Below are 22,889 nucleotides of genomic sequence, written 5' to 3'. Positions count from 1 at the left end.
CCGCCCTCTACGCGGCCGCCCGTCAGGCCGGCACCCCCCGCAGCCTCGACGAGATTTCCGCCGTCAGCCGGGTCGACAAGATGGAACTGACCCGAACCTACCGCTACATCATCCGTGAACTCGGTCTCGAGGTCAAACCCGCCGATCCGGAACACTACGTCCCACGGTTCGTCAGCGACCTCGATCTCTCCGACGAGACCGAGCGGATGGCGCGGGAACTCCTCGAATCGGCGCGGACGGAAGGCGTCCACAGCGGCAAGTCGCCGGTCGGTCTCGCCGCCGCGGGCGTCTACGCGGCAGCCCTCCTGACCAACGAGAAGGTCACCCAGAACGAGGTCAGCGAGGTCGCAAGCATCTCCGAAGTCACCATCCGAAACCGGTACAAGGAACTGCTCGAGGCATCGGACACGGCGGCACCGGCGTAAATCCCACCGTACGCTCGAGAGGGATCGTCATCGGTGTCGTAACGTTGGGTTGCTGATTTCCGCCCCGAAACGACGACCGCGACAAAGTTTTTCACTGCTGGTGTGAAATGGAATACCATGGACGAAACGACCGTGCAACTGTTGTGTCCCGAATGTACGAAAGACTGGCAGGTGTCTCCGGGCGAACTCCCCGAATCGACCGAAATGTTTCACTGTCCGAACTGTCACGCGTCTCGACGGACTGCCGAATTCATGCGAACGGATCGTGACCTTCAGACGCTAAAACAACTCGGGTAGGTCGTTCCGTCTTGGGTTGCCGTCCGCTCATCTTAGTGACGAGTAATCGTAGCGTAGTGACCGCTCGACCGAAAGAAATCGGTCGTTATCCTGATCGTTACAGTGACGGACTGCTGTTGTGATGCGTTTCAGTGGGTTATCTCCCGACTTCGACTATCCGCTGAAAACGACGTTCAGATCCGATAATATTGGGCGTATGGTAACGCGACTCAAGATAATAATATAACCCTGCAGTGGATAGGAGTGCATGCTTATGAAGAAGCAGGAGCTCATTCACCTTCACGGACTTCTTGCGGAGGTATCGAACCAGTGCGCAGAGTGGGACGGCTGTCAGATCGACCTCGAGGAGTACGAATCACTCGGTATTCGACCGACATCGATTCACAAATCGAAAACGGACCACAAAGCCGCTGTCTTTGCCCTTGCTGGAGGGATTACGGCGAACATGCGCGAAGACGAACAAGAAGCAGTCGCCGCCACCGCGGACTGAGTACCACGGAGCATCCTTCGGTCGCCAAAACGGTCGACTGGCGAGGCTATTTCCGTCAGCAGTGCGTCTTCTCCCCTCTTTCACCACCTGCTGTGGTGGCTCCGTGCGCCGAGTAACGGCAGAAAAACCGGTCTTAGGATCGTATTACTCGACTAAATCTTCGAATTCCGGAAGAATTTCGTCGTCTTCCTCGCTTTCGTCCGCCGACTCCGGGTCGCCCGACGAGTCCACGTCCGAGTCTTCGGTTTCGGCATCCGTCTCCTCGTCGACCGCCTCCTCCTCCAGAACTTCGACGCATTTGACCTCGAGTGGAATGTTCTCGAGACGCTGACCGATCTCCTTGCGTGCGATACGCGAGGCGTGTTCCTCGCGCTCGACGTTGAAGACGGTCATCTCGAGTTCGAGTGCGACGAGCGCTTCGTCGGCAGCGATGAACGCGGGCGGGAGTTCCTCCCCCGATGGGGACGTTCGCTCGCCCATGTTAATTTCGACGTAGTTCAGGTCAGGGTTCAACATCTCGCCCGTCTTCGAGATGGCGATACGAATCGCCTCGTCTTCCGTCTCAACGTCGAACACCGGCACGGCAGCTTCGACGACAACCCTGCAGTTCATACCTAGACATTGTGTCGCCTCCAGTATGAAGGTTCGCCCCATCAACCATCACTGCGAACGGACAGTCCCTGCGAGTGATCCCCATTGCGGCGGTCCGAAAAGTCCAAGCCGTCGCCACCGAACTGTCGGATGAATGGAAACGGGAACGATCCCGACCGACGACCTCTCCGGGGGACTCGACCTCTACCGGACGCTCGAGAGCGGCCAGACTTACCTCTGGCGGCGTGCGGACGGCGACATGTATACTGGAACGCCTGCGCCCGAAGCGTGGTACTACACCGTCGTCGACGACACACCGCTCAGGGTTCGAATCCGCGACGGCGTTCTCGAGTGGGAGTCGACGACCGACGCTGAACCGCTCGTCCGGCGACTGTTGCGACTCGACGACGATCTCGAGGCGATCGTCGACGCGGCTCCGGACGATCCGCTCCTCCGGGAAGCCTACGACGCCCACCGCGGGATGCGACTCGTCGAGGATCCGCCGTTCGGGACGCTCGTCTCGTTTATCTGTTCCGCCCAGATGCGAGTGAGCCGCATCCACGACATGGTGTCGACGCTGGCCCGCGAGTACGGCGACGAGATTCGGTTCGACGGCGAGCAGTACTATGCCTTCCCGACGCCCGATCAACTCGCGGCCGCGACCGAGGCCGAACTCCGGGAGCTGGGACTGGGGTATCGTGCGCCGTACGTCGTCCGGACGGCCGAGATGGTCGCCGAGGACGAGGTCCATCCGGCCGCGGCACGCGACCTCGAGTACGAAGCGGCACGGGAGTACCTGTGTCAGTTCGTCGGTGTCGGCGACAAGGTTGCCGACTGCGTGCTCCTCTTTTCGCTGGGGTTCGACGAGGCCGTCCCGCTCGATACGTGGATCAAGTCGGCGATTGCGGACCACTATCCGGACTGTGACCGTGGGTCCTACGCGGCGACGTCGCGTGCGATCCGGGGCCGACTCGGCGGCGAGTACGCCGGCTACGCACAGACGTACCTCTTTCATCACCTCCGAACCGGTGATGACGGGTAGAAAGGGGAGAAAATAATCGAGAACCCGATCAGGCTTCCCCTCGGTCAGTTTCGATCAGGTAGCACCCACACGACAGGGACCGCGTTCCCGTCGCTTCACAGTTTCTCTACGTCGTAACTGATGCCCGCATCGAGTTCGTGTACCTCGACGAGGTCCTCCGGATTGCTGCAACCGGGTTCGTGTTCCGGGGCGGGGTCCGTCGAGTCGCCGCAGGCCCAGCCGGCCTGATTATCGAACTTGTACCGGTCCTTGGCCGATCCGATAAAGCCGTCGATCACTTTCCCGCTGACGATGGCGGTGTCATCGAGACTGGTAACATCGTCAGTCAGTTCGGTGTTTTTCTCTATCGGATCGTCATCCGGAATTTCAAGCGTGTATTCGCCGGTGTCGGTATCCGCGTAGACCGTGAGTCTGTACTCCTTGCCTGCTGCTGCTGCCGATCCGGACGAAAGTGCGAGGCCGCTTCCTGCGATAGCGGTCACTGCACCTTGTTTCAGAAACGAACGTCGACCGGATATAGATGCACCATCTTCCGACATGCAATTTTATTCAGATAGTGGGAATATTAATACCTTTCTATATCACAGTAAATATAGTAGTGCGGCAATATATCGTCCAGTCTACGTTACGGTACGTCCCTCCGTAACCGGGAACGCCAGCTGGGGGTAGCCATTTGTGCGTTCGGGGCGACGATGGCCATATGAATGGGCGGTTACTGATACTTATCGCTGCTGCCGGCGTCGTCGGAACGATCGGCGTCCTGATCAAGTACTTCGGGCGGGTCGAACTGATCGCCGGGTACGATCCGGATCGGGTCACCGACGAGGACGGGTTAGCGAACTTCGTCGGGACGAACCTGCTTTACGTCAGCGGGCTCGTGTTTGTCGTCGCGATCGGCGATGCCACCGGGCTGTTCGGGAACCGTGCAACCGATGCCGTCTGGCTGGCGGCGACCGTGGCTTACCTTTCCCTGCTCGTTCGGATGGTGTACGGGACGCGTCGGTACGAAGCTGACGAGTAACCGCCGCTCCCGGTTCCGGCGAGTTCGTTTGCTGCGGATTTTTGACGGTCGCGGTCGACCACTCCGACATGTCCGAGCGCACCCGCGCACACGTGTTCGTCTCGGGAACCGTACAGGGCGTCTACTACCGCGCGACGACCCGCGATACCGCCCGCGAGGCGGGCGTCGACGGCTGGGTGAAGAACCTCCCGGACGGTCGCGTCGAGGCGGTCTTCGAGGGACCCGAGGAGGCCGTCGAGTCGATGCTCGAGTTCTGCCACGAGGGCAGCCCCGCCGCCGAGGTCGAGGACGTCGACGTCGAGTACGAGGAGCCACAGGGAGAAACCGGGTTCGAGATCCGCTACGACAATAGTAACAACTGAAACGATTCACACACCGATCGCACGGCCCTCGTGCGATCGGGTGTGTAGCGAGAGTGACGACTCATTGATTGATAACGCTGTTCGAACCCGACTCGAGACGGTCACTCGGCGTCGGCTGTGTACGTCTCGAGCCACGGCGGTTCGTCGCAGTGGTTCCACTCCGCCCAATCGGCCTTCTCGCCGGCGTAGTAGGCCCGGTAGGCCGCGACTGGGTCCCCGGGTCGCCGGTACTCGTCGGGCATCGCCTGCGGGCGCGGCGTCGGCTCCTCGCTGGGAAACTCGATCGCGTCGGGATCGATGCGTTCGATCACGTCCCACGAGGCGTGGTCGTCGTCCTTGTCGTACCGGTCGACGAACTCGGCGTTGAGCGCTTCGGCGTGGTCGCGCAGGCGCAGCCAGTTCGCCCGCGATTCGGTCGCCCACTGCGTCACTGGGTGGTCGACGTGGGTCGATCGATAGAGGAAATCGGCGTCGTACCCGTTCTCGCGGGCCGCCGTACAGAGGACCTGCGCGGCCTCGAGCAGGAGTTTGTTGACGTGCTGATCGCAGTGATAGCGAGCGGCGAGCCGCGGGTCCTCGTCGAGCCAGAAGACGTTCACGGCGGCCGTAGTGGCTCGAGTAGCATGTGCGTGGGGCCTAACGATGTGTTCCGGTAGGGTCCGCAACGTTGAACGGACGGCCCGTCGAACCCCCGCACATGATTACAGGCGAGCGAATGGCCGCCGTCGACGAGAACGCCGCGGCGCTGGGGGTGCCCCGAAAGCAGTTGATGGAGTCGAGCGGACACGCCGTCGCCCGCGCGGTCCGTGAGGTCGCGGAGCCGGCCGATCGGGTCGTCATCGTCGCCGGCCGCGGGAACAACGGCGGTGACGCGTTCGTCGCCGCCCGCTTTCTGGACGACTACGACGTTACCACGCTTCTGCTCGGGCGCGCCGAAACCATCGGCACCGAGATCGCTCGCGAGAACTGGGACGCCCTGCAACGGGCCGACCACGACGCCCGGGAGGTGACGGACTCGAGCCAGTTCTCGCTCCCCGAGGCCGACGTGGTCGTCGACGCGATGCTCGGAACGGGGATCAGCGGCGATCTTCGAGAGCCCGCCGCGACCGCAGCCGAGACGATCACCGACGCCGATGCAACAGTCGTCGCGGTCGACGTTCCGTCGGGTTTCGACGCCGATGCGGGCGAGCACGCCGACAACGGCGTCGACGCCGACCGCGTGGTCACCTTCCACGACGCGAAGCCGGGACTCGAGGATCTTGCGGCCGAGATAACCGTCGCCGACATCGGAATTCCGGCCGCGGCCGAGCGGTTCGTCGGTCCCGGGGACGTCTCGCTCGCTCGTCCTTACGACCGCGAGGGCCGGCCGTACGTCATCGGTGGCGGTCCTTATACGGGCGCACCGGCACTGGCCGCTCAAGCCGCGCTGCGGGCCGGTTCCGAACTGCCGTTCGTCGCCGCCCCCGAATCCGTCGCCGGAGAAATCCAGAGCTACGCCGAGGACCTGATCGTCCAGCCCTACGAGAGCGAGGTTCTCACACCCGAGACGGCCGAGGACCTCCTCGAGACCGCACAGCGGTACGACAACGTCGTCGTCATCGGTCCCGGACTCGGGACCGCGGACGAAACGCTCGCGGCCGTCCGCCGGTTCCTCGAGTCCTACGCTGGCCGTGCGGTCGTCGACGCCGACGCCCTCGAGATCGTCCCCGATGTGGAGACGGCGGCGACGCTGGTCTGTACGCCGAACCGGGGCGAACTGGCGGCGATGGGCGGTCCCGAGGCCGACTCGCTGCGGGACGCCGTCGACGAAATCGAGACCTTCGCGGCCGAGCTGGGCCACGTCGTCCTCGCGAAGGGAGACATCGACGTGGTGACCGACGGGGACCGAACCCGTCTCAACCGGGCCGGTACACCCGGGATGAAAGTCGGCGGGACCGGCGATACGCTCGCCGGAATCGTCGCCGCGTTGCTCGAGCACGCCGACCCGCTCGATGCGGCCGCCGCGGCCGCACACGTCAACGGTCTCGCGGGCGAACGCCTCGCCGAGACGAACGAACACGGCTTCCTCGCATCGGATCTGCTCGCGGAGATCCCCGCGGTCCTGTGGGACGGGGGTGATCGCGATGTCTGAAGACCCCGCTCCCGCCGAAGGGTCGAACCCGGACCCGAGAGGGACCACTGACGGGACCGACGCCGACGACCTCACCCACACCACCGAGGAGGGCGAGGTCCAGATGGTCGACGTCGGCGACAAGCCCGACAGCGAACGCCGCGCCGTCGCAGCGGGCGAGATCCGTCTGCAACCGTCGACGATCGAGGCGATCCGCGACGACGCGATCGGCAAGGGCGACGTGCTCGCGACCGCCCGCGTCGGAGCCGTGCAGGCGGTCAAACACACATGGGAGACGATCCCGATGTGCCACCAGATTCCGATCACGAACGTCGACACCGCCTTCGACCTCCGCGGGGATCGGGTCGAACTCGAGGTCGCCGTCGAGACCACCGGCAAGACCGGGTGCGAGATGGAGGCCCTCGAGGGCGTCACGACGGGGTTGAACGTCGTCTGGGACATGGTAAAGGCCGTCGAGAAAAACGCCGACGGCCAGTACCCCGAGACCGGCATCGAGAACGTCCGGGTGCTCGAGAAGGAAAAGCGAGAGCCGACCTCGAGCGGTCGGTGACGGGGAGCGAAACCGGCATAGGCGGTGCTCTCACGCTGGTTTTCCTGCCCGACTGGCCGGACGTTCGGGCGGGTCGCCGCTTCGACGGGGACGCTCGATTGCCGGTCACGGAACCGACATCCCTCTCGACGGGCAAACGACGTGATATGTCCCGGCAGGATTCGGATGCGTCGGTCGGCGGTCCGAACGGCGAGCAACTCGTCGAGCCCGGCGATGCCTTTCAGGTGCTCGGTAACGACGTCCGGACGGGGATTCTCGAGACACTGCTCGAGCGAACGGACGGCGACGCCACCTCGAGAGCCACGTTCTCGGAACTGTTCGCGGCGTCCGACGTCGAGACGTCAGCCGGATTCGCCTACCACCTCGACCAACTCGTCGGCCCGTACGTCCGAAAAGACGAGAGAGACGAAAACGGATCCGACGGCGGCTACGAACTCACCTATGCCGGCGTTCGGGCCGCCCGAGACATCGCGACCGGGGCGTACACCCGCCGGGTCGACCATCCGCCGGTCGATCTCGACGACGCCTGTCCGTTCTGTGAACGCGAGGCGCTCGAGGCACGCTCGACGGACAACGTCGTGACGGTGGCCTGTGCCGGCTGTGATCGAACACTCCTCGATCTCGGCTTGCCGCCTGCCGGACTCGAGGCACACGGCGATGCGTTCCCGGACGCGCTCGACCGGTACCACCGCGATCGACTCGCACGCATGCGGGACGGCATCTGTCCGGACTGTGCCGGCAGCGTCTCCGCGCGGCTCGTCACCCCATCCGCGGACGTCGCCGACGAACTCCCCGCCGAACTCACCGACCACGTCCAGGCCGAACTCTCGTGTGACGGCTGTGGGACGACCGTGCGCTGTCCCGTCGCGCTGACGTTGCTCGAACAGCCCGCGGTCGTCTCCTTCTATCACGATCACGGCCGCGACGTTCGGGAGCGTCCGATCTGGAACGTCGGACCCGAGTGGGCCGAGACGGTGCTCTCCGAGGAGCCGCTCGCGCTCCGGGTCGTCGTCGAACTCGAGGGGGACGTGCTCGCGCTGTACGTCACGGACGAGCTGACGGTTGTGGATGTCCAGCGCTCGGATGGGATGGATCTGCAGGTCGACCATACCGAATCGCCGGGATCGGCGAGCGCGAGCGGCGGAGCCTGACCGGGATCGGGTTACGATCCGACGCCGGCATCGGCGAGCGTCGCCTCGAGATCGTCTGTCGAGTACCGGTCGATCGTCGCCGTCGAATCGATGGCCAAGAGGTCGACCGTCGCCGTCGTCAGCGCGTCCTCGGCCGTCGCCGCGAGTGCCTCGAGAGCGACCGTTGCCCCCCGCTGGAGCGTTCGGCCCGTCCCGTCCGTACTGCTCTCCGGCAACTGCTCCTCGAAGAACCGTCTCCTTTCGTCGGCCCCGTGGCCGATAGCGGCGGCTCGCCAGCCGGTCGACGTGCCGCCGGGATCGACCTCGTAGAGGCGCGGTGATCCGGCGTCGCTGCCGGTCTCCGGATCGACGCCGGCGACCAGCAGCGCCGATCCGTACGGTCGCGAGCCGCCGGTCTGGGTGTGTTCCTGTACGTGATCGGCGAGTCGGGTCGCAAGCGGCGCGACGCCGATCGGCTCGCCGTACCGCAGCCGCTGTCGCTGCCCGGCTCGTCGCGCGACGTCGACGAGCTGTCGGGCGTCGGCGGCGTGACCCGCGGCGGCGACCGCGAGGTGATCGTCGACGTCGTAGAGCTTCTCGACGGTCTCGGCCTCGAGCAGCGGCGACCGGAGCCGCTTTCGGGCCGCGAGGACGACGCCGTCGTCGGTCACCACGCCCACGCTCGGCGCGCCTCGTTCGACGGCTTCACGTGCGTACTCGACCTGGTAGAGCCGTCCGTCCGGCGAGAAAATCGTGCTGCCACGGTCGTAGGCCTGCTGGTGGGTGTTCGGGTCCATCTCAGCGTTCCTCCTCGCCGGTTTCGCCGGCGACCGACCGGGGATCCGTCTTTCCGTCGGTATCGCTCGTCGCCTCGAGTGCGGTCGCGATCCCGTCGAACGCCTCGATCTCGAGCCCGTCCCCGGTGATCGTGCCGACGGTCATCCCGTCGCCGCTGGCAGTGTCTCGCTCGGTCGCGTTTCGAACGGCGGTCGCGGCGACGGACCGCAGCGCCGTCACCGAGAGATCGGGCTCGTAGGTGTCCTCGAGCGTGCCGTAGGCGAGTTGCATGCCGCTGCCGCTGGCGGCGTATCGGGTCTCCATGACACCGCCACCGCCGCCGACCTGGTAAACGGCCGGCGTGTCGTCGACGCCCCCGAGTACGAGGTCGAGGGCCTGAAACGGGCCGCGACGAACGAGGGCCCCGGCGACGGTTGCTGCGGTTCGCACCGACACGGGACCGTCGTGGCGCAGTTCGTACGCCCGAAGGTCCGCTCGCAACTGACGGACGAACGACTGGGCGTCGCCGACGCTGCCCGAAAACGCGACGGCGATCCGGTCAGCTACCGGTTCGATCTTCCGCGCCGATCGGTTCGTCACGAACCGGCCGCCGAGGCTGGCGCGCCTGTCGGCCGCGAGGGCGACGCCGTCCCGGCCGACGAGGCCGACTGTCGTTGTCCCGGTCGTGATACCGGTCGATCGCTCCGCCGGGACGGTTTGCCCGCCGTGTTCGTGGAACGCCCCGCCGCTCTCGCTGGAGGGCACGGTAGACGGCCCAGCGCCGATAGTACGATCCGTTCCTGTCATCATCCGAGAGGAAGGGCCGCGAGGGAAAGTATGTTAGCTAAAATATAATTTAGCCGCGGGGGCGTACGAACCCGTCTCGGCGAGCGATGGGGACGGACGCCATCGAAAGCGGAGGCGCGAAATCGGCGACGGAACGTCGGACTTCGGGCGTCGGATGTCGTCGGGCTGGACGTTCGAACGGGAACTCTAAAGGTCCATCCCGCCGTTGACGTCGATCACTTCGCCGGTCACGTACGACGATTCGGGGCTGGCGAGGAACCGCACCACCGCCGCGATGTCCTCGACTTCGGCCAGTCGCTCGAGCGGGATGCCCGAGACGATCCGATCGAGCACCGTTTCCGGGACGCTCTCGAGCATGTCCGTCCGTGTAAAACCGGGTGCAACACAGTTGGCCGTCGAACCGCCCTGTGCGAGTTCGAGCGCGATGGTGCGGGTAAAGCCGAACATGCCGCTTTTCGCGGCGGCGTAGTTGGCCTGCCCGAAGTTGCCCTGTTTGCCGACGACGCTCGAGATGTTGATGAGCCGTCCTTCCTCGGCGTTCCAGATGTCGTCGTAGAACTCCTGCGTACAGTTGAACATGCCGCCGAGATTGACGTCCATGACCCGATCCCAGTCTTCGCGGGTCATCTCGGTGAACTGCTGGTCGGCGGTGATGCCGGCGTTGTTTACCAGCACGTCGGCCGGCCCGAACGCCTCGTGGCAGACCTCTCGCATGTGTTCGACGTCCTCGCGGTCGGTGACGTCGGCCTGAGCCGTCACGGCCTGCCCGCCCGCGTCTTCGATCGCCTCGACCGCCTCGTGTGCCGGCCCTTCCGACGACCGGTAGTTGACTACGACGTGCGCGCCCTCTTGCCCGAGGTATTCGGCGATGCCGCGACCGATTCCCCGTGCCGAGCCGGTGATGACGCATGTGCGTCCATCCATGGACATAGTTCACACATTCAACCTCCCGCGGTAAATAACGACCTGTTGGTAATCAGAACTAACTGTTCCGGCGACCGATTCGTTCGGGTACCGATCCGAGAGACCGGAAAAGGGGAATGCTCGCCGCGAACCGTTTATCAGCGTTCTCGAGCCTGTTCGATCCAATCTTCGATTCGGCTCGGTGCGATGCCCGTCTCGGCCGCCAGTTCCGCGGCGTCGGCCGTTGCAAGCTGGTCGAACGTCTCGATACCGGCTTCGGCGAGGTCGTCAGCGTAGGCTCGACCGACGCCGTTCAGTTCGGTGAAGTCGTCGGCCTCGGAGTCGGCCGTGACGTCCTCGTCGGTGACTTCCTCGACGACCTCCTCGTCGACGGTCATCTCGCCCGGCTCCGCGGGTTCCTCCCGGACGTTGTCCTCGCCGCGCTCGACGATCTCTTCGTCGGACCGATCTTCGCCGTGGAGGTCGCTCGTTTCGGCGTCGAGGTCGTTGCCGGCGTCGGTTCCGGTCTCGGCGGCCGCCCCGCCGTCGGCGAGATCATCGGGGCCGGTTTCGTCGCCGGCGACGTCTTCGGCGAGCGCGGCGTCGGCTTCTTTGGGTTCGGGCGTTTCCGGCTCGGCCGCTTCGGCCGCCTCCTCGACGATCGATCGCTCTTCGAACCACTCACAGACGTCGGGCCAGAGTTCGTCGTGGCTCCGCGAGGAGACCGACATGCCGATGTGTCCCGTCGGGAACTCCATGACCTCGGTGTCATCCGACGCGATCACGTCGTTGAACGGCTTGGACGCCCCCGGCGGGATGAGGTGGTCGTACTCCGCGACGATCTGGAGGACGGGCATATCGATGTTCGAGAGATCGACGCGCTCACCGCCTAGCTCGAGTTCGTTGTTGTAGAGCTTGTTCTCCTGGTAGATGTCCCGGATGAACTCCTCGTAGGCCTTGCCGGCGACGTCGATGCCCTCGTCGAGCCAGCGTTCCATCCGGGCGAAGTTCTCGACGAAGTCCTCGTCCTCGACGTTGTCGTAGAAGCGGACGTACTTCGTCACGTTGTTGGCGACGGGATCCATCAACGCGAAGCCGATATCCAGAAACTCCGCCGGGACGTTGTCGAAGGTCTCGGTGACCGCTTCCGGATCGTAGTAGTCCTCGGCCCCCCAGAGTTCGAGCACGCCGCCCTCGCCGGCGAAACAGAGGCCGGCAGCCATCAGTCCGAGGTTCCTGACCTTCTCCGGATAGAGCGCGGCGTACATGGCCGACTTCGTTCCGCCCATACAGTAGCCGAGAACGTTGATCTCGTCCTGCCCGGAACGTTCGCGGACGACATCGACGCAGTTGTCGATGTACCGGTTGACGTAGTCGTCGAGACCGAGCGATCGATCCAGCTTCGAGGGTTCGCCCCAGTCGATCAGATAGACGTCAAAGCCCGCCTCGAGCAGCGTCCGGACGACCGACCGGTCGGGCTGTAAGTCGAGAATGTAGGGCTTGTTGATCAGCGCGTAGACGATGAGGATCGGCACGTCGTGTTGTTCCTCGGTCTGGGACTCGTAGTGGAGGAGTTCGAGTTTGTTTTCCTCGTAGACGATCTCGCTCGGCGTCTGTCCGACTTCGATGTTCTGTACGGTTTCGGTGCGGCCGGGAGCGACCCTGGATTTCTCGGCCAGTTCGGCGGCCTCCTCCCAGGCCTGTCGCTGGATGTCCAGTGCGGTGGCGTACGGGTAGTTCATGGTTCGTCTTCGAGGTGCTCGAGGACGCGGTCGAGTTTTCGTTCGACGGCGTGTTGCCGGCGCTCGAGTTCGACGAGTCGGTCGCCGACCTCGACGATGTCCGCCTCGGTGGCGAACCCGAGCGTCCGCAGCGTCTCCTGGGACGATTCTTCGGCCTGCTGCTGGAGTTCGAGGATGTCACCGACGGTTTCGCCGGTCATCCGGGCGAACGCGGTCGTCGACATGACCTCCTTGAACGCCTCGTTGGCCGTGTTGAGCCAGATATCCCGGAACTCCTCGACGTCGACGTCCTCGCCTTCGAGGGCGTCGTTCATCCGCTCGACCATCTGCTGTGAGGCGTTCATCCACGTCTCGTAGGCCCGAGCGTAGCCCTCGACGCCGTCGGAGATCTCGTGTTCCTCGCTGACCTCGCCGACGGTTTCCGACCAGCTTTCGACGAACTCCGCCTGTGCCTCCATGTTTTCCTCGAGGGCCTCGAGGAACTGTTCGTTCCACTGTTCGACGAACTCGTTCCACTGTTGTGCCTGTGGCTGCTGTGAGTCAGACATTGTACTAAATTGGGCTCGAAGTGGGAAAAAGATGCGGCCGGATCTACGCCGGGACGTCCATTTCGTCGGCCGCCTCCTCGACGTTTTCGGCGACCGCCGCGACGTTTTCCTCGACCTGCTCGTGGGCCTCGAGGAACGCGTCGAAGGAGGTGTCGACGACCTCGGCGTAGCTTGCGGCGAACTCGTCGTAGGCGGCTTCGGATTCCGCGAGCGCCTCGTGGACGGCTTCGATCGACTGCGCCTGCGCTTCGGTCGCGGAGTCGACGCTCTCGTCGACGAACGCGCGGAAGTCGTCGAACTCGGCGGCCTGCTCGGGCATCGCCGACTCGAGGGCGTCGAAGTACGCGTGGACCGCGCCCTTGGTGAGTTCGGCGTTGGACTCGACGAGGACGCTCGAACTCTCGACGGCGTCTGCCATGGCACCGATCGACGACTTCTGTGCTTCGAGCGCGTCGTGGGTGAGGGTCTGGGATTGTTCGAGAGCGGTGCGCTGTGCGTCGAAGACGGCGGTAAACGGGTTCTGATTCATGAGTTGTCCTCTCGGTTGCGTTTGACGGGGACGACGATCGTCTGGACGATATCACCCTCTTCGATGTCGAGGGCGTCCCGTTCCGGGCCGGGAATGCTGATCCGACCGCCGCTCTGAACGCGGGCCTTGAACGTCGCCGTACCCATGTTCATCGGGCCGAACGCCGACGTCTCCTCGAGCGGATTCATCGTGCTCGCCTGGAACCACTGTTTCAGCATCTCCTGCTGAGATTCGGCTACCTGCTCGCCTGCCTCCTGCAACTGCTCGGTGAACATCGCAGGTGGAAACCAGAGCGACCGGTCGGAGTCGTCCGTCATCACCCGTGACAACGGTCCCGTCGCTAATAAGGTTTTCCACTGAATACCATCTAATGGCATGAGATGGTTCGAGTAGGCACGGGTTGTGGATGGCGTAGAAAGCGAGACGACGCCCAGTCGAGCGCCGGCCAGCGTGCTTTCGGGAACGTCCACAGGCGATGAGACCGTCGAACTACCAGTACAGCGGCAGATTACTCGGCTGGCTCTCGGGACCGCCCTGTCCGGGTTGTGACGACGACCGTCCTATCGAAGTCGTCCGCTCGAGCGCCCCTGTCGCCCCTCCAATGGGGAATTACGGTCGAATTTAGCCGGTAATATCCCGTTTGCACAGCCAAAGAAGTCATATACCCCCCACACTAAACCGCCCATAGATGTCACAGCAGAATACTGGGCGACCTAATCTCGCTGCCATGACGAACGCGTGGACGGCGATGACCCAGAGCTTCCTCCAGACTGCTACCGCCGCCAACCGTGCTGCTGTCTCCGCGATGTTCCCCGCTGCCGCCGAGAACAGTTCGAACGGCGATACCGTGCCCGCGTCGATTCCGTCCGTCGATCACTCCAACCTCGACTGGGGGTTCGATCGGACCGTCGACGACCCGTCCGACATCGAAGTCGGTGACACGGTCACGTTCGAAAAGACGATCAGCGACGAGGACGTTCGCGCCTTCGCCGAGATCAGCGGCGACACGAACCGCCTCCACCTCGACGACGGGTTCGCCGCCGACACCCGGTTCGGCGAACGCATCGTCCACGGAACGCTCGTCTCGGGGCTCATCAGCGCCGCCCTCGCCAGACTGCCCGGACTCACGATCTACCTCTCGCAGGACCTCGAGTTTACCGGCCCGGTCGGCGTCGGCGACCGCGTCTCCGCGCGCGTCGAAGTCGTCGAGTCCCTCGGCAACGACCAGTACCGACTCGAGACGGTCATCCGCAACGAGAGCGACGACGCGACGGCCATCGACGGCGAGGCGGTCGTCCTGATCGACGAGCTACCCGACGAGTATCGGAGCCGATAGCCGGACGAGACCGCGGTCACCCCGTCGGTCCCGCGTTCGTTGCGTTTCTCCCGCTTTCGAAGCGATATCTCCCTTGCGGTTTTTATAAGTACTTCCCCCCGGAACGGCCCTACATGACATCGTTCGGGACCGCAGGAATCCGTGGTCCAGTCGAGGAGGTCACGCCGTCGCTCGCCCTCTCGGTCGGGCAAGCAGCGGGCGAGCCCGGAGCAACGTTCGTCGTCGGCCGCGACGGCCGCGAGACGGGACCCGCGCTCGCGGCGGCGATGGAAGCCGGCCTCGAGAGCGCCGGTGCCGACGTCTATCGCCTCGGGCAGGTGCCGACCCCGGCGCTCGCGTTCGCCTCGCGTGGACGCCAGGGCGTCATGATCACGGCCTCGCACAATCCGCCGGAGGACAACGGTATCAAGCTCTTTACCGACGGCGTCGAGTACGACCGTGACGCCGAACGGGCCATCGAAGACCGCCTTGCGAGCGACGCGTCCGATCGGGCTCGGTGGGACGAGTGGGGTCGCTCCGACCGGCTCCGGATACTCGATCGCTACCGCGACGCCGTCGCGGCGTACGTCCGGCGGGAGTTCGGCGACAGCGAAGACGACCGCGATCCACTCGCCGGGCTCTCCGTCGCCGTCGACTGTGGCACCGGCGTCGGCGCGCTCGCGACGCCGCAGGTGCTCGAGGCCCTCGGGGCCGAGGTCGTCGCGGTCAACGCGACCGTCGACGGGCACTTCCCAGCCCGCGAGAGCAAGCCGACGCCGGAGACGCTGTCGGAGTTCGCCGCGTTTCTCGCCGACGCGTCGTTCGACCTCGGGTTGGCCCACGACGGCGACGCCGACCGGCTCGTCGTCCTCGGTCCCGACGGCGAGGTGATCCACGAGGACACCGTACTGGCCGTCGTCGCAGCCCACTACGCGGCGGCGAGCGACGCCGGCGACCCCGTCGTCGTCACGACGCCAAACGCCTCCGCCCGCATCGACGAACGGGTCCGTGCCGCCGGCGGCCGCGTCGAGCGCGTCCGACTCGGGTCCCTCCACGAGGGGATCGCCCGCGAGCGCCGCGAGGGGGACGACTCGACCGAGGTCGTCTTCGCCGCCGAACCGTGGAAACACATCCACACCGCCTTCGGCGGCTGGATCGACGGGATCGCAAGCGCCGCCGCCGTCGCCGCGCTCGTCGCCGACGCCGGCAGCACCGATGCTCTCCGGGCACCCGTGACTGAACGGCCCTACCGGAAACTGAGCGTCGACTGTCCCGATCCGGCCAAAGACGAGGTCATGACCGCCCTCGAGACCGACCTCCCCGATGCCTTCCCGGACGCGACGGTCGACACCGACTACGGCGTCCGCCTCGAGTTCAACGACGCGTCCTGGGTTCTCGTCCGGCCCAGCGGAACCGAGCCCTACGTCCGGATCTACGCCGAAAGCGACGACGTCGACGACCTCGTCGAGCACACGCGATCGCTCGTCGAGCGCGCGGTCGACCGTTCGAATCCCTGATCCGAAACGGAACAGTTTAGTGGAGTGATCGGTCAGCGCCGTCGATTCCGACGAGTATAAACCGAAGGTTTTCGCTAGTCCGCTCCATGGGACACGACCGACGACGGTTTCTCGAAGCTGCAGGGGCGGTCGGACTCGCGAGCCTTGCCGGTTGCGTCGACGGGTTCGGTGCCGATGTCGACGCCGAATTGAATATCGGCGTGGTCTACGCGACCGGCGGTCTCGGAGACGACTCGTTCAACGATATGGCAAAGCAGGGACTCGAAGCGGCGGCGTCCGAGTTCGACCTCGCGTTCGAAGAGACCCAACCGGAGTCCGATAGCGAGTTCTCCAGTGCACAGCGGAACTTCGCGGAATCCGGCGACTACGACCTGATCTGTTGTATCGGCTACGCACAGCAGGACGCGCTCTCGGAGAACGCGCCGGAGTATCCGGACCAGAACTTCATCATCGTCGATGAAAGCGTCGACGCGGACAACGTCCGGAGTTACGAGTTCGGCGAACCCGAGGGGTCGTTTCAGGTCGGCCACCTTGCCGGCCTGATAACCGATCGGGAGTTCGCGGCCAAGGGTAACGAAACGAACCCGGACGCGGACGTCGTCGGCTTCATCGGCGGGACGGAGTCGCCGCTGATCCAGTCGTTCCACGCCGGCTTCGAGGCGGGCGTCGAACACGCAAACGACGACGCCGAGGTCGTCTCGTCGTACGTCGACTCGTTTACCGATACGTCTGCCGGACAGCAGGCCGCTCGACGGATGTACCAGGACCAGAACGCCGACATCGTCTTCCACGCGGCCGGCCGGACCGGGATCGGCGTCTTCCAGGCGGCCAGGGACGAAGACCGGTTCGCGATCGGCGTCGACGACGACCAGTCGATCTCCAACGACGACTACGCGGACGTCATCCTCGCGAGCATGGTCAAATACGTCGACAACGCGGTGTATTCCGCCATCGAATCCGTCGCGAACGACGAGTTCGAGGGCGGCGAAACGGAGACCCTGGGTCTCGCGGAAAACGGCGTCGAAGCCGTCTACGGAGACACGGTCGGTGACGAGATCCCCGACGAGATCAAGGCCGAACTCGAGGCGTCCAGACAAGCGATCATCGACGGCGAAATCGACGTCCCAACGGAACTGTAACCGCATGACCGAGCCGGGAGCGGGTACGACCGACGGAACGGGACCGACCGAGGGATCGGGGGTACGTACCGCCGGCCCGAAGAACACGAACGCGGAACTGGCCGTCCACCTCGACGGCATCACCAAGCGATTCCCCGGCGTCGTCGCGAACGACGACGTCGATCTCCGGGTCGAGCGTGGGACCGTCCACGCCCTGCTCGGGGAAAACGGTGCCGGCAAAACGACCCTGATGAACGTCCTCTACGGCCTCTACGAGCCCGAGGAGGGTCGGGTCATCGTCGACGGCGAGGAGCGATCGTTCGACTCGCCCCGCGACGCCATCGACGCCGGGATCGGGATGATCCACCAGCACTTCATGCTGGTCGATCCGATGACGGTCGCGGAGAACATCGCGCTTGGCAACGAACCGACGAAGTGGTTCGGGATGGCGGTCGATCGCGAGCGAATCGACCGCGAGGTCCGCGACCTCTGTGACCGGTACGGCTTCGACGTCGACACGGAGGCGACCGTCGAGGACCTCAGCGTCGGCGTCCAACAGCGCGTCGAGATCCTCAAAGCGCTGTTTCGCGGCGCTGACGTCCTCATCCTCGATGAGCCGACAGCCGTGCTCACGCCACAGGAAGTCGAGGGACTCTACGACGTCCTCGAGGAACTCACCGCACAGGGGAAGACGATCATCTTCATCACCCACAAGCTCGAGGAGGCGACCCACGCGGCCGATGCGATCACCGTCCTCCGGGACGGTGAGTCGGTCGGAACGGTCGATCCGACCGCTACGAACCGGTCGGACCTGGCCGAACGCATGGTCGGCCGGGAGGTACTACTGGAGGCCGAGTCCGACCCGGTCGAGACCGGCGAGGTCGTTCTCTCGACGCGGGACGTCGCCGTCGAGGACGCCCGCGGGGTCGAGGTCGTCTCCGGGATCGATCTCGACGTTCGGGCCGGCGAGATCGTCGGCATCGCGGGCGTCGACGGAAACGGCCAGTCGGAACTGATCGAGGCGGTCACGGGGCTGCGGACGCCCGACGAGGGGACGATTACGTACGACGGGACCGACATCACCGACTGGTCCCGCCGCCGGCGCATCGAGGCCGGGATGGCCTACGTCCCGGAGGATCGCCACGAGCGCGGGCTCGTCATGCCCTTCGACCTCGTCGAAAACGGCGTCCTCGGGAGCCAGCGGTCGCCGGAGTTTGCCGCCGGCGGTCGGATCGACTGGACCGAGGCTCGCGACCACGCCGAGGAGATCATCGATACCTACGACGTGCGTCCGCCGGACGCCGACGCCGACGCCCGCTCGTTCTCCGGCGGCAACCAACAGAAGTTCATCGTCGGCCGCGAGTTCGAGCGCGATCCCTCGCTGGTCGTCGCAACCCACCCGACCCGCGGCGTCGACATCGGTTCGACGGAGTTCATCCACGACCGCCTGCTCGAACTTCGCCGCGACGGGGTCGCAATCCTGCTCGTCTCCTCGAAACTCGACGAAGTCCGGTCGCTGTCGGACCGGCTTGCGGTCATCTACGAGGGCGAGTTCATCGACGTCACCGATCCCGAAGCCGTTACCGAGGAGGAACTCGGATTGCTGATGGCCGGTCAACGGCCGACCGCCGCCAACGGAGGTGATACACAATGAGCGGGGCGAAAGCTCGAGTGGAGCGGCTCCTCGAGCATCTCGTTCGGGCATCGGTGCTCGAACGGGTCGTCATCAGCGTCGCGGCGCTTTTCGCGTCCGTCCTCGTCGGTGCCGTGCTCGTGTTCGTCTCCGGCGGGTTCGCCTCCTGTCGATCCGGCCTCGATCTGGCCGGCATGACGTTCTGTTACAACCCGATGCAGGTCTACTACGAACTGTTCCTCGGGCCTCTCGGCCATCCGCTCGAGGGCGGCTGGAGTCCGACGAGCTACCGCATCGCGACGACGCTCCAGCAGACGACGCTGTTGATCTTCGCGGGACTGTCGGTCGCGGTCGCGTTCCGGGCCGGCCTGCTCAACATCGGGACGCAGGGGCAACTCGTCGTGGGCGGCCTCGCGACGGCCGTTACCGTCGTCGCCGTCGACGGGATGGCAGTCGTTCCCGGGGGCTTTCTCGGGGCGGTCGTGCTCATCCCGATCGGCGTCCTCGCCGGCGCGGTCGTCGGCGGACTCTACGGCGCGATACCGGGCGTCCTGAAGGCCTACGCCGACGCAAACGAGGTCATCACGACGATCATGCTCAACTTCATCGCGGTCGGCCTCACGTCGACGCTGCTCTCGTGGCGGTTTCAGGACCCAAACAGTAGCAACCCGCGGACGACGTCGGTCCCCGAGTACGCCGAGATCCCGAACGTTCCGCACGGCTTCCGCGGTACGGACTTCTCGCTGCTCGCGTTCGGGTTTGCCGTCGTACTCATGCTGGGGATCGCGTGGCTGTTCGCTCGCACCTCGTTCGGCTACGAGCTGCGGACCAGCGGCATCCAGCCGGCCGCGGCCGCCTACGGCGGCGTCGACGGCAAGCGGATGACCGTCGCCAGCATGAGCCTTTCGGGGGCACTCGGCGGAATCGCCGGCGCGTTCTGGGTGCTCATGGTTCACGGCAGTTGGCTCGAGAACGTCCCCTCGATCGGATTCGACGGGATCGCCGTCTCGGTGCTGGCCGGGAACAACCCGCTGGGCGTCGGCGCGGCGGCGTTCCTGTTCGGCGTCCTCCAGAGCGGCGCGACTGCCGTCGGCACGTCGACCAGCGTTCCGCGGGAACTCATCGATATCCTCACCGGGCTTATCATCCTGTTCGTCGCGATGCCGGAGTTCTTCCGGATGCTCGGGCGGCGGTACGTCGACGTCGAGACGACCCGTCCGACTCGTGCCGACGGCGGCGACGGAGGTGAGACCGATGCGTGACCGGTTTTCGCGACGGGACGCCGTGGCGACTCTCGGCGGACTCACCGTCGTCTGGGCCATCGTTGGCCTTCTCGCCCCCGACTCGTGGCCCGGCGTCTTGCTTTCGATCGTGGCCAGCCCGAGCACCCATACGGCGACGCTTCGATTCGCCGTTCCGATCGCTCTGGCGGCGGTCGGCGGCATCTTCGCCGAGAAAAGCGGCGTCATCAACATCGGGATCGAGGGGCTGCTCATCGTCTCGGCGTTCAGTTCGATCCTCGCCGTCCACTGGCTCGGCAACGGCGGGACGACCCTCGGCCTGTCGAACCGGTGGTGGGGACTGCTTGCCGGCGTCCTCGTCAGCGTCGTGTTCGCGTTGCTCTTTGCGGTCGTCTGTATCGAGTTCAAGGCCGATCAGATCATCGCCGGCCTCGCGGTCTGGCTCATCTCGCTCGGCCTCGCGCCGTTTGTCTCCCAGATCGTCTTCGGAAGCCCGAACATCCCGAAGGTCGACCGGTTTTCCACCGTAACGGTCCCGGGGCTGTCCGAGATACCGATCCTCGGCTACCTGCTGTTCGATACCGAACCGCAGGTGTACGTGATGCTCGGTGGCGTCTTCGCGGGCTGGTATCTGCTCTCCCGGACGGCGTTCGGCCGCTGGGTCGTCGCCAGCGGCGAAAACCCCAAGGCGCTCGACACCGCCGGGGTCGACGTTCGCAAGATCAGATACGCGGCCGTGGTGCTCTCGGGCGTCTTCGCGGGCCTCGGCGGCGCAGGGTTCGCCCTCGGTACCCTCGGCACGTTCGCCGGCGGCGGCGACACCGCGATCAACGGCCGCGGCTTCATTGCGATCGCAACCTACCTGCTCGCGAACTACCACCCCGTCGGCGCGTTGCTCGGATCGTTCCTCTTTGCGGGGCTGAACTCGATCCAGAACTCGCTGCAGCTTGCGGGCTACGAGATCCCGACGGAACTCATCCGAACGATCCCGCACATGACGGTCATCGTCGTCCTCGTGCTCGTCGGCCGCACGCGACTGCCCGACGCGGCCGGCGAGAACTACGACTCCGGCGAGGACTGACCGCCCGCTCGCGATTCGACGGACGGCCAACCGTTACGAACGGCCTACCGTCGCCGGCCCAGTCGTACGAACCGATTACTCGCGCCGACGGGCCGGCGGCCTCTGGGAAGACAGTGCTTTCATGCGTCCTCACGAAAGGGCTGGGTATGACGACCGACCCACTCGTCGAAGCCGCCCGGGAGATCCAGTCGCAGGCACACGTCCCCTACTCCGAGTACCGCGTCGGAGCCGCCCTCGAGACCGCCGACGGCGAGGTCTTCGTCGGCTGCAACCTCGAGAACGCGAACTTCAGCAACAGCCTCCACGCCGAGGAAGTCGCCGTCGCCGAGGCGGTCAAAGAGGGACACCGCGAGTTTACCCGCATCGCGGTCAGTTCCGATCGACGGGACGGCGTCACCCCCTGTGGTATGTGCCGGCAAACGCTCGCGGAGTTCTGTGGCGACGATCTGGTGGTCCTCTGTGACGAGGGCGAGGAGGAAAAGCCGACCGAGTACACCCTCGGCGAACTGCTGCCGGACACGATCACCGAGGAGACCCTCGAGGAAGCCTAACGGATCGCTCTCACTCGAGAAGTGTCCGGACGTCCGTCCGAATGCGCTCCATCACTGCCGATTCGGAGCCGTCGGGCAACGTCAGGGAATCGAAGTCGTTCATGATCCGGACCATCGCTGCCGCCTCGTAGCACGGCTCGGGAGTCGAAACCCTCGCGGCAAGCTCCGGCGCGATCGCCCGATAGCCCGCCAGCATCGCCTCGCGGACGAGCGGGCGTCGATCCGAGACGTCGGGACGGCCCGCCAGAAAGGCCCCGCTGTAGAGGTAGACGGCGAACTCGAAATCGAACGCCGCCGGCACGGCGAGCGTATAGCCCCAGTCGAGCATCGCCGTGACCTCGCCCGTTTCGGGATCGACCAGCAGGTTGTGGAGTCCGTGATCGTTGCGTCCCAGAACGGGCTCGAACGGGCCGTCCAGATCGTCGAGACCCGCCTCGAACCACCGGCGGAGGGCCGGCGTGAGATCGGAAAACCGCGAGTCCGCGTGGCGCTCGAGTTCCCGGTCGACGTACTCGCGCAGGAAGGACGGCCAAGTTTCGTGGGGATCCCCGACGGTCAGCGTCGAGGGATCGCCGACGGGTCGTCCGCCCGTCAGGTCCGGGCCGTCGTGGCGGACGTGTCCGAACCGATCGACGGCCGGAACCGAATGCAACGCGGCCAGATACCGCCCGGTCTCTCGAGCGAGTCGGTCCAGCGTCTCGTCGTCAACCCGGCCGATGCGTTCGTAGGCGAGTTCGTCGCCGGGCAGTCCGCGCATGAGGTAATACGGCGTCGGGAGGGTGTCGTGGTCGTCGACGACGCCGAGAACCTCGGGCACTGGAACCGACGTGTGGGCCTCGAGAGTGGCCTGAATCCGCGCTTCGGTCGGAATCGCCCAGGGCTGTCCGTCGGGTGAAGCTTTGAGGTACAGCTGCAGCGTCGAATCGGCGTCGGCGATGCCGATCCGATACACCGAACAGAAGCCCCGGTCGACCCGCGTCACCGTCTCGACGCCCCGGTCCGGGTCGACTTCCCGGACCATCGCCGCGACCGTCGCGTCCGATAGCTCCCGTGATTCGGGAACGTCGTCCATACTCGACGTTCCAGTT

At 65.3% G+C, this 22,889-nt stretch carries 27 protein-coding genes; 16 read left to right on the top strand and 11 right to left on the bottom strand.

Features of this window, described 5'->3' with window-relative positions; all coding sequences use genetic code 11:
• The 3 genes from TX80_RS00805 to TX80_RS00795 form a co-directional block, all read left to right on the top strand.
• Positions 1 to 425: transcription initiation factor IIB (locus TX80_RS00805; RefSeq protein ID WP_195893007.1), on the top strand; the 425-nt coding region annotated here is incomplete at its 5' end.
• Between the two features lie 117 nt (positions 426 to 542).
• Positions 543 to 722: a DUF7836 family putative zinc-binding protein gene (locus tag TX80_RS00800; RefSeq protein ID WP_049920946.1), complete on the top strand. Its 180-nt coding sequence runs from the start codon at positions 543 to 545 to the stop codon at positions 720 to 722.
• A gap of 253 nt (positions 723 to 975) precedes the next feature.
• Positions 976 to 1,212, top strand: a complete 237-nt coding sequence (locus TX80_RS00795; protein WP_049920945.1) for a UPF0058 family protein — start codon at positions 976 to 978, stop codon at positions 1,210 to 1,212.
• A gap of 144 nt (positions 1,213 to 1,356) precedes the next feature.
• Here TX80_RS00795 and TX80_RS00790 read toward each other — a convergent pair whose 3' ends face one another.
• Positions 1,357 to 1,824 (bottom strand): DUF555 domain-containing protein, encoded by a 468-nt coding sequence (locus TX80_RS00790; RefSeq protein ID WP_049920943.1) that lies wholly within the window; start codon positions 1,822 to 1,824, stop codon positions 1,357 to 1,359.
• 133 nt (positions 1,825 to 1,957) lie between these two features.
• Here TX80_RS00790 and TX80_RS00785 point away from each other — a divergent pair, with 133 nt between their 5' ends.
• Positions 1,958 to 2,845, top strand: a complete 888-nt coding sequence (locus TX80_RS00785; RefSeq protein ID WP_049920942.1) for a DNA-3-methyladenine glycosylase family protein — start codon at positions 1,958 to 1,960, stop codon at positions 2,843 to 2,845.
• Between the two features lie 95 nt (positions 2,846 to 2,940).
• Here the strand turns inward: TX80_RS00785 and TX80_RS00780 are convergent, their stop codons facing one another.
• Positions 2,941 to 3,327: a hypothetical protein gene (locus TX80_RS00780; RefSeq protein ID WP_049920941.1), complete on the bottom strand. Its 387-nt coding sequence runs from the start codon at positions 3,325 to 3,327 to the stop codon at positions 2,941 to 2,943.
• Positions 3,328 to 3,545: 218 nt separating this feature from the next.
• On the opposite strand from TX80_RS00780, the gene TX80_RS00775 reads away from it, so the two are divergent.
• Together TX80_RS00775 and TX80_RS00770 are read left to right on the top strand one after the other, a co-directional pair.
• Positions 3,546 to 3,866, top strand: a complete 321-nt coding sequence (locus tag TX80_RS00775; RefSeq protein ID WP_049920939.1) for a DUF3784 domain-containing protein — start codon at positions 3,546 to 3,548, stop codon at positions 3,864 to 3,866.
• A gap of 68 nt (positions 3,867 to 3,934) precedes the next feature.
• Complete coding sequence (locus TX80_RS00770; protein ID WP_049922136.1) at positions 3,935 to 4,228, top strand: acylphosphatase; 294 nt, start codon at positions 3,935 to 3,937, stop codon at positions 4,226 to 4,228.
• Between the two features lie 101 nt (positions 4,229 to 4,329).
• On the opposite strand, the gene TX80_RS00765 is transcribed toward TX80_RS00770, so the two are convergent.
• Positions 4,330 to 4,827: a hypothetical protein gene (locus tag TX80_RS00765; protein ID WP_049920938.1), complete on the bottom strand. Its 498-nt coding sequence runs from the start codon at positions 4,825 to 4,827 to the stop codon at positions 4,330 to 4,332.
• Between the two features lie 98 nt (positions 4,828 to 4,925).
• Here TX80_RS00765 and TX80_RS00760 point away from each other — a divergent pair, with 98 nt between their 5' ends.
• The 3 genes from TX80_RS00760 to TX80_RS00750 all read left to right on the top strand — a co-directional run bounded on the left by TX80_RS00760 (position 4,926) and on the right by TX80_RS00750 (position 8,060).
• A complete protein-coding gene (locus TX80_RS00760; RefSeq protein ID WP_049920937.1) occupies positions 4,926 to 6,359 on the top strand; it encodes a bifunctional ADP-dependent NAD(P)H-hydrate dehydratase/NAD(P)H-hydrate epimerase in 1,434 nt (477 codons plus the stop codon).
• Positions 6,352 to 6,909, top strand: coding sequence for a cyclic pyranopterin monophosphate synthase MoaC (gene moaC / locus TX80_RS00755; protein ID WP_049920936.1), 558 nt, complete (start codon positions 6,352 to 6,354; stop codon positions 6,907 to 6,909). Before TX80_RS00760 ends, moaC begins: the two co-directional genes overlap by 8 nt.
• A gap of 146 nt (positions 6,910 to 7,055) precedes the next feature.
• Complete coding sequence (locus TX80_RS00750) at positions 7,056 to 8,060, top strand: DUF7351 domain-containing protein (RefSeq protein ID WP_049922133.1); 1,005 nt, start codon at positions 7,056 to 7,058, stop codon at positions 8,058 to 8,060.
• An 11-nt stretch (positions 8,061 to 8,071) separates the two neighbouring features.
• Here the strand turns inward: TX80_RS00750 and TX80_RS00745 are convergent, their stop codons facing one another.
• The 7 genes from TX80_RS00745 to TX80_RS00715 all read right to left on the bottom strand — a co-directional run bounded on the left by TX80_RS00745 (position 8,072) and on the right by TX80_RS00715 (position 13,662).
• Positions 8,072 to 8,836 carry an archaeal proteasome endopeptidase complex subunit alpha gene (locus tag TX80_RS00745; RefSeq protein WP_049920935.1) on the bottom strand — a complete coding sequence of 255 codons (765 nt, stop codon included), beginning with the start codon at positions 8,834 to 8,836 and terminating at the stop codon, positions 8,072 to 8,074.
• Between the two features lies 1 nt (position 8,837).
• A complete protein-coding gene (locus tag TX80_RS00740; protein WP_394324873.1) occupies positions 8,838 to 9,626 on the bottom strand; it encodes a proteasome subunit alpha in 789 nt (262 codons plus the stop codon).
• A 183-nt stretch (positions 9,627 to 9,809) separates the two neighbouring features.
• Entirely contained in the window at positions 9,810 to 10,553 is a 744-nt protein-coding gene (locus TX80_RS00735; RefSeq protein ID WP_049920933.1) for a beta-ketoacyl-ACP reductase, read from the bottom strand.
• 131 nt (positions 10,554 to 10,684) lie between these two features.
• The gene (gene phaC / locus TX80_RS00730) at positions 10,685 to 12,268 is read right to left on the bottom strand and encodes a class III poly(R)-hydroxyalkanoic acid synthase subunit PhaC (protein WP_049920932.1); all 1,584 of its coding nucleotides are present in this window, start codon (positions 12,266 to 12,268) and stop codon (positions 10,685 to 10,687) included.
• Complete coding sequence (locus TX80_RS00725; protein ID WP_049920930.1) at positions 12,265 to 12,816, bottom strand: poly(R)-hydroxyalkanoic acid synthase subunit PhaE; 552 nt, start codon at positions 12,814 to 12,816, stop codon at positions 12,265 to 12,267. Before TX80_RS00725 ends, phaC begins: the two co-directional genes overlap by 4 nt.
• A 43-nt stretch (positions 12,817 to 12,859) precedes the next feature.
• Positions 12,860 to 13,345, bottom strand: a complete 486-nt coding sequence (locus TX80_RS00720; RefSeq protein WP_049920929.1) for a hypothetical protein — start codon at positions 13,343 to 13,345, stop codon at positions 12,860 to 12,862.
• Positions 13,342 to 13,662, bottom strand: coding sequence for an AbrB/MazE/SpoVT family DNA-binding domain-containing protein (locus tag TX80_RS00715; RefSeq protein ID WP_049920928.1), 321 nt, complete (start codon positions 13,660 to 13,662; stop codon positions 13,342 to 13,344). Before TX80_RS00715 ends, TX80_RS00720 begins: the two co-directional genes overlap by 4 nt.
• Positions 13,663 to 14,033: 371 nt before the next feature.
• Here TX80_RS00715 and TX80_RS00710 point away from each other — a divergent pair, with 371 nt between their 5' ends.
• The 7 genes from TX80_RS00710 (at position 14,034) to cdd (ending at position 21,801) form a co-directional block, all read left to right on the top strand.
• A complete protein-coding gene (locus TX80_RS00710) occupies positions 14,034 to 14,681 on the top strand; it encodes a MaoC family dehydratase (protein ID WP_049920927.1) in 648 nt (215 codons plus the stop codon).
• 113 nt (positions 14,682 to 14,794) lie between these two features.
• On the top strand, positions 14,795 to 16,177 hold the full coding sequence (locus TX80_RS00705) for a phosphomannomutase (RefSeq protein ID WP_049920926.1): 1,383 nt from the start codon (positions 14,795 to 14,797) through the stop codon (positions 16,175 to 16,177).
• A gap of 86 nt (positions 16,178 to 16,263) precedes the next feature.
• Positions 16,264 to 17,316, top strand: coding sequence for a BMP family lipoprotein (locus TX80_RS00700; protein WP_049920924.1), 1,053 nt, complete (start codon positions 16,264 to 16,266; stop codon positions 17,314 to 17,316).
• Positions 17,317 to 17,320: 4 nt separating this feature from the next.
• Positions 17,321 to 18,949 (top strand): ABC transporter ATP-binding protein, encoded by a 1,629-nt coding sequence (locus tag TX80_RS00695; RefSeq protein ID WP_049920923.1) that lies wholly within the window; start codon positions 17,321 to 17,323, stop codon positions 18,947 to 18,949.
• The gene (locus TX80_RS00690; RefSeq protein ID WP_049920920.1) at positions 18,946 to 20,190 is read left to right on the top strand and encodes an ABC transporter permease; all 1,245 of its coding nucleotides are present in this window, start codon (positions 18,946 to 18,948) and stop codon (positions 20,188 to 20,190) included. The genes TX80_RS00695 and TX80_RS00690 overlap by 4 nt, the downstream gene beginning before the upstream one ends.
• Positions 20,183 to 21,250, top strand: coding sequence for an ABC transporter permease (locus TX80_RS00685; protein WP_049922130.1), 1,068 nt, complete (start codon positions 20,183 to 20,185; stop codon positions 21,248 to 21,250). Before TX80_RS00690 ends, TX80_RS00685 begins: the two co-directional genes overlap by 8 nt.
• Before the next feature lie 146 nt (positions 21,251 to 21,396).
• Positions 21,397 to 21,801, top strand: coding sequence for a cytidine deaminase (gene cdd, locus TX80_RS00680; protein ID WP_049920918.1), 405 nt, complete (start codon positions 21,397 to 21,399; stop codon positions 21,799 to 21,801).
• 10 nt (positions 21,802 to 21,811) lie between these two features.
• Here the strand turns inward: cdd and TX80_RS00675 are convergent, their stop codons facing one another.
• The gene (locus TX80_RS00675; protein ID WP_049920917.1) at positions 21,812 to 22,873 is read right to left on the bottom strand and encodes a phosphotransferase family protein; all 1,062 of its coding nucleotides are present in this window, start codon (positions 22,871 to 22,873) and stop codon (positions 21,812 to 21,814) included.
• Positions 22,874 to 22,889 lie beyond the last annotated feature (16 nt).

The sequence above is a fragment of the Halopiger djelfimassiliensis genome (assembly GCF_000455365.1).
GTDB classification, from domain to species: domain Archaea; phylum Halobacteriota; class Halobacteria; order Halobacteriales; family Natrialbaceae; genus Halopiger_B; species Halopiger_B djelfimassiliensis.
This window is presented reverse-complemented; position numbering and strand designations above follow the sequence as displayed.

Excerpts from the sequence above, each read along its gene's own strand:
- TX80_RS00800 (WP_049920946.1), top strand. The coding sequence starts at position 543 with ATGGACGAAACGACCGTGCAACTGTTGTGTCCCGAATGTACGAAAGAC.
- TX80_RS00795 (WP_049920945.1), top strand. The coding sequence starts at position 976 with ATGAAGAAGCAGGAGCTCATTCACCTTCACGGACTTCTTGCGGAGGTA.
- TX80_RS00790 (WP_049920943.1), bottom strand. The coding sequence starts at position 1,824 with ATGAACTGCAGGGTTGTCGTCGAAGCTGCCGTGCCGGTGTTCGACGTT.
- TX80_RS00785 (WP_049920942.1), top strand. The coding sequence starts at position 1,958 with ATGGAAACGGGAACGATCCCGACCGACGACCTCTCCGGGGGACTCGAC.
- TX80_RS00775 (WP_049920939.1), top strand. The coding sequence starts at position 3,546 with ATGAATGGGCGGTTACTGATACTTATCGCTGCTGCCGGCGTCGTCGGA.
- TX80_RS00770 (WP_049922136.1), top strand. The coding sequence starts at position 3,935 with ATGTCCGAGCGCACCCGCGCACACGTGTTCGTCTCGGGAACCGTACAG.
- TX80_RS00760 (WP_049920937.1), top strand. The coding sequence starts at position 4,926 with ATGATTACAGGCGAGCGAATGGCCGCCGTCGACGAGAACGCCGCGGCG.
- moaC (WP_049920936.1), top strand. The coding sequence starts at position 6,352 with ATGTCTGAAGACCCCGCTCCCGCCGAAGGGTCGAACCCGGACCCGAGA.
- TX80_RS00750 (WP_049922133.1), top strand. The coding sequence starts at position 7,056 with ATGTCCCGGCAGGATTCGGATGCGTCGGTCGGCGGTCCGAACGGCGAG.
- TX80_RS00745 (WP_049920935.1), bottom strand. The coding sequence starts at position 8,836 with ATGGACCCGAACACCCACCAGCAGGCCTACGACCGTGGCAGCACGATT.
- TX80_RS00740 (WP_394324873.1), bottom strand. The coding sequence starts at position 9,626 with ATGATGACAGGAACGGATCGTACTATCGGCGCTGGGCCGTCTACCGTG.
- TX80_RS00735 (WP_049920933.1), bottom strand. The coding sequence starts at position 10,553 with ATGTCCATGGATGGACGCACATGCGTCATCACCGGCTCGGCACGGGGA.
- phaC (WP_049920932.1), bottom strand. The coding sequence starts at position 12,268 with ATGAACTACCCGTACGCCACCGCACTGGACATCCAGCGACAGGCCTGG.
- TX80_RS00725 (WP_049920930.1), bottom strand. The coding sequence starts at position 12,816 with ATGTCTGACTCACAGCAGCCACAGGCACAACAGTGGAACGAGTTCGTC.
- TX80_RS00720 (WP_049920929.1), bottom strand. The coding sequence starts at position 13,345 with ATGAATCAGAACCCGTTTACCGCCGTCTTCGACGCACAGCGCACCGCT.
- TX80_RS00715 (WP_049920928.1), bottom strand. The coding sequence starts at position 13,662 with ATGACGGACGACTCCGACCGGTCGCTCTGGTTTCCACCTGCGATGTTC.
- TX80_RS00710 (WP_049920927.1), top strand. The coding sequence starts at position 14,034 with ATGTCACAGCAGAATACTGGGCGACCTAATCTCGCTGCCATGACGAAC.
- TX80_RS00705 (WP_049920926.1), top strand. The coding sequence starts at position 14,795 with ATGACATCGTTCGGGACCGCAGGAATCCGTGGTCCAGTCGAGGAGGTC.
- TX80_RS00700 (WP_049920924.1), top strand. The coding sequence starts at position 16,264 with ATGGGACACGACCGACGACGGTTTCTCGAAGCTGCAGGGGCGGTCGGA.
- TX80_RS00695 (WP_049920923.1), top strand. The coding sequence starts at position 17,321 with ATGACCGAGCCGGGAGCGGGTACGACCGACGGAACGGGACCGACCGAG.
- TX80_RS00690 (WP_049920920.1), top strand. The coding sequence starts at position 18,946 with ATGAGCGGGGCGAAAGCTCGAGTGGAGCGGCTCCTCGAGCATCTCGTT.
- TX80_RS00685 (WP_049922130.1), top strand. The coding sequence starts at position 20,183 with ATGCGTGACCGGTTTTCGCGACGGGACGCCGTGGCGACTCTCGGCGGA.
- cdd (WP_049920918.1), top strand. The coding sequence starts at position 21,397 with ATGACGACCGACCCACTCGTCGAAGCCGCCCGGGAGATCCAGTCGCAG.
- TX80_RS00675 (WP_049920917.1), bottom strand. The coding sequence starts at position 22,873 with ATGGACGACGTTCCCGAATCACGGGAGCTATCGGACGCGACGGTCGCG.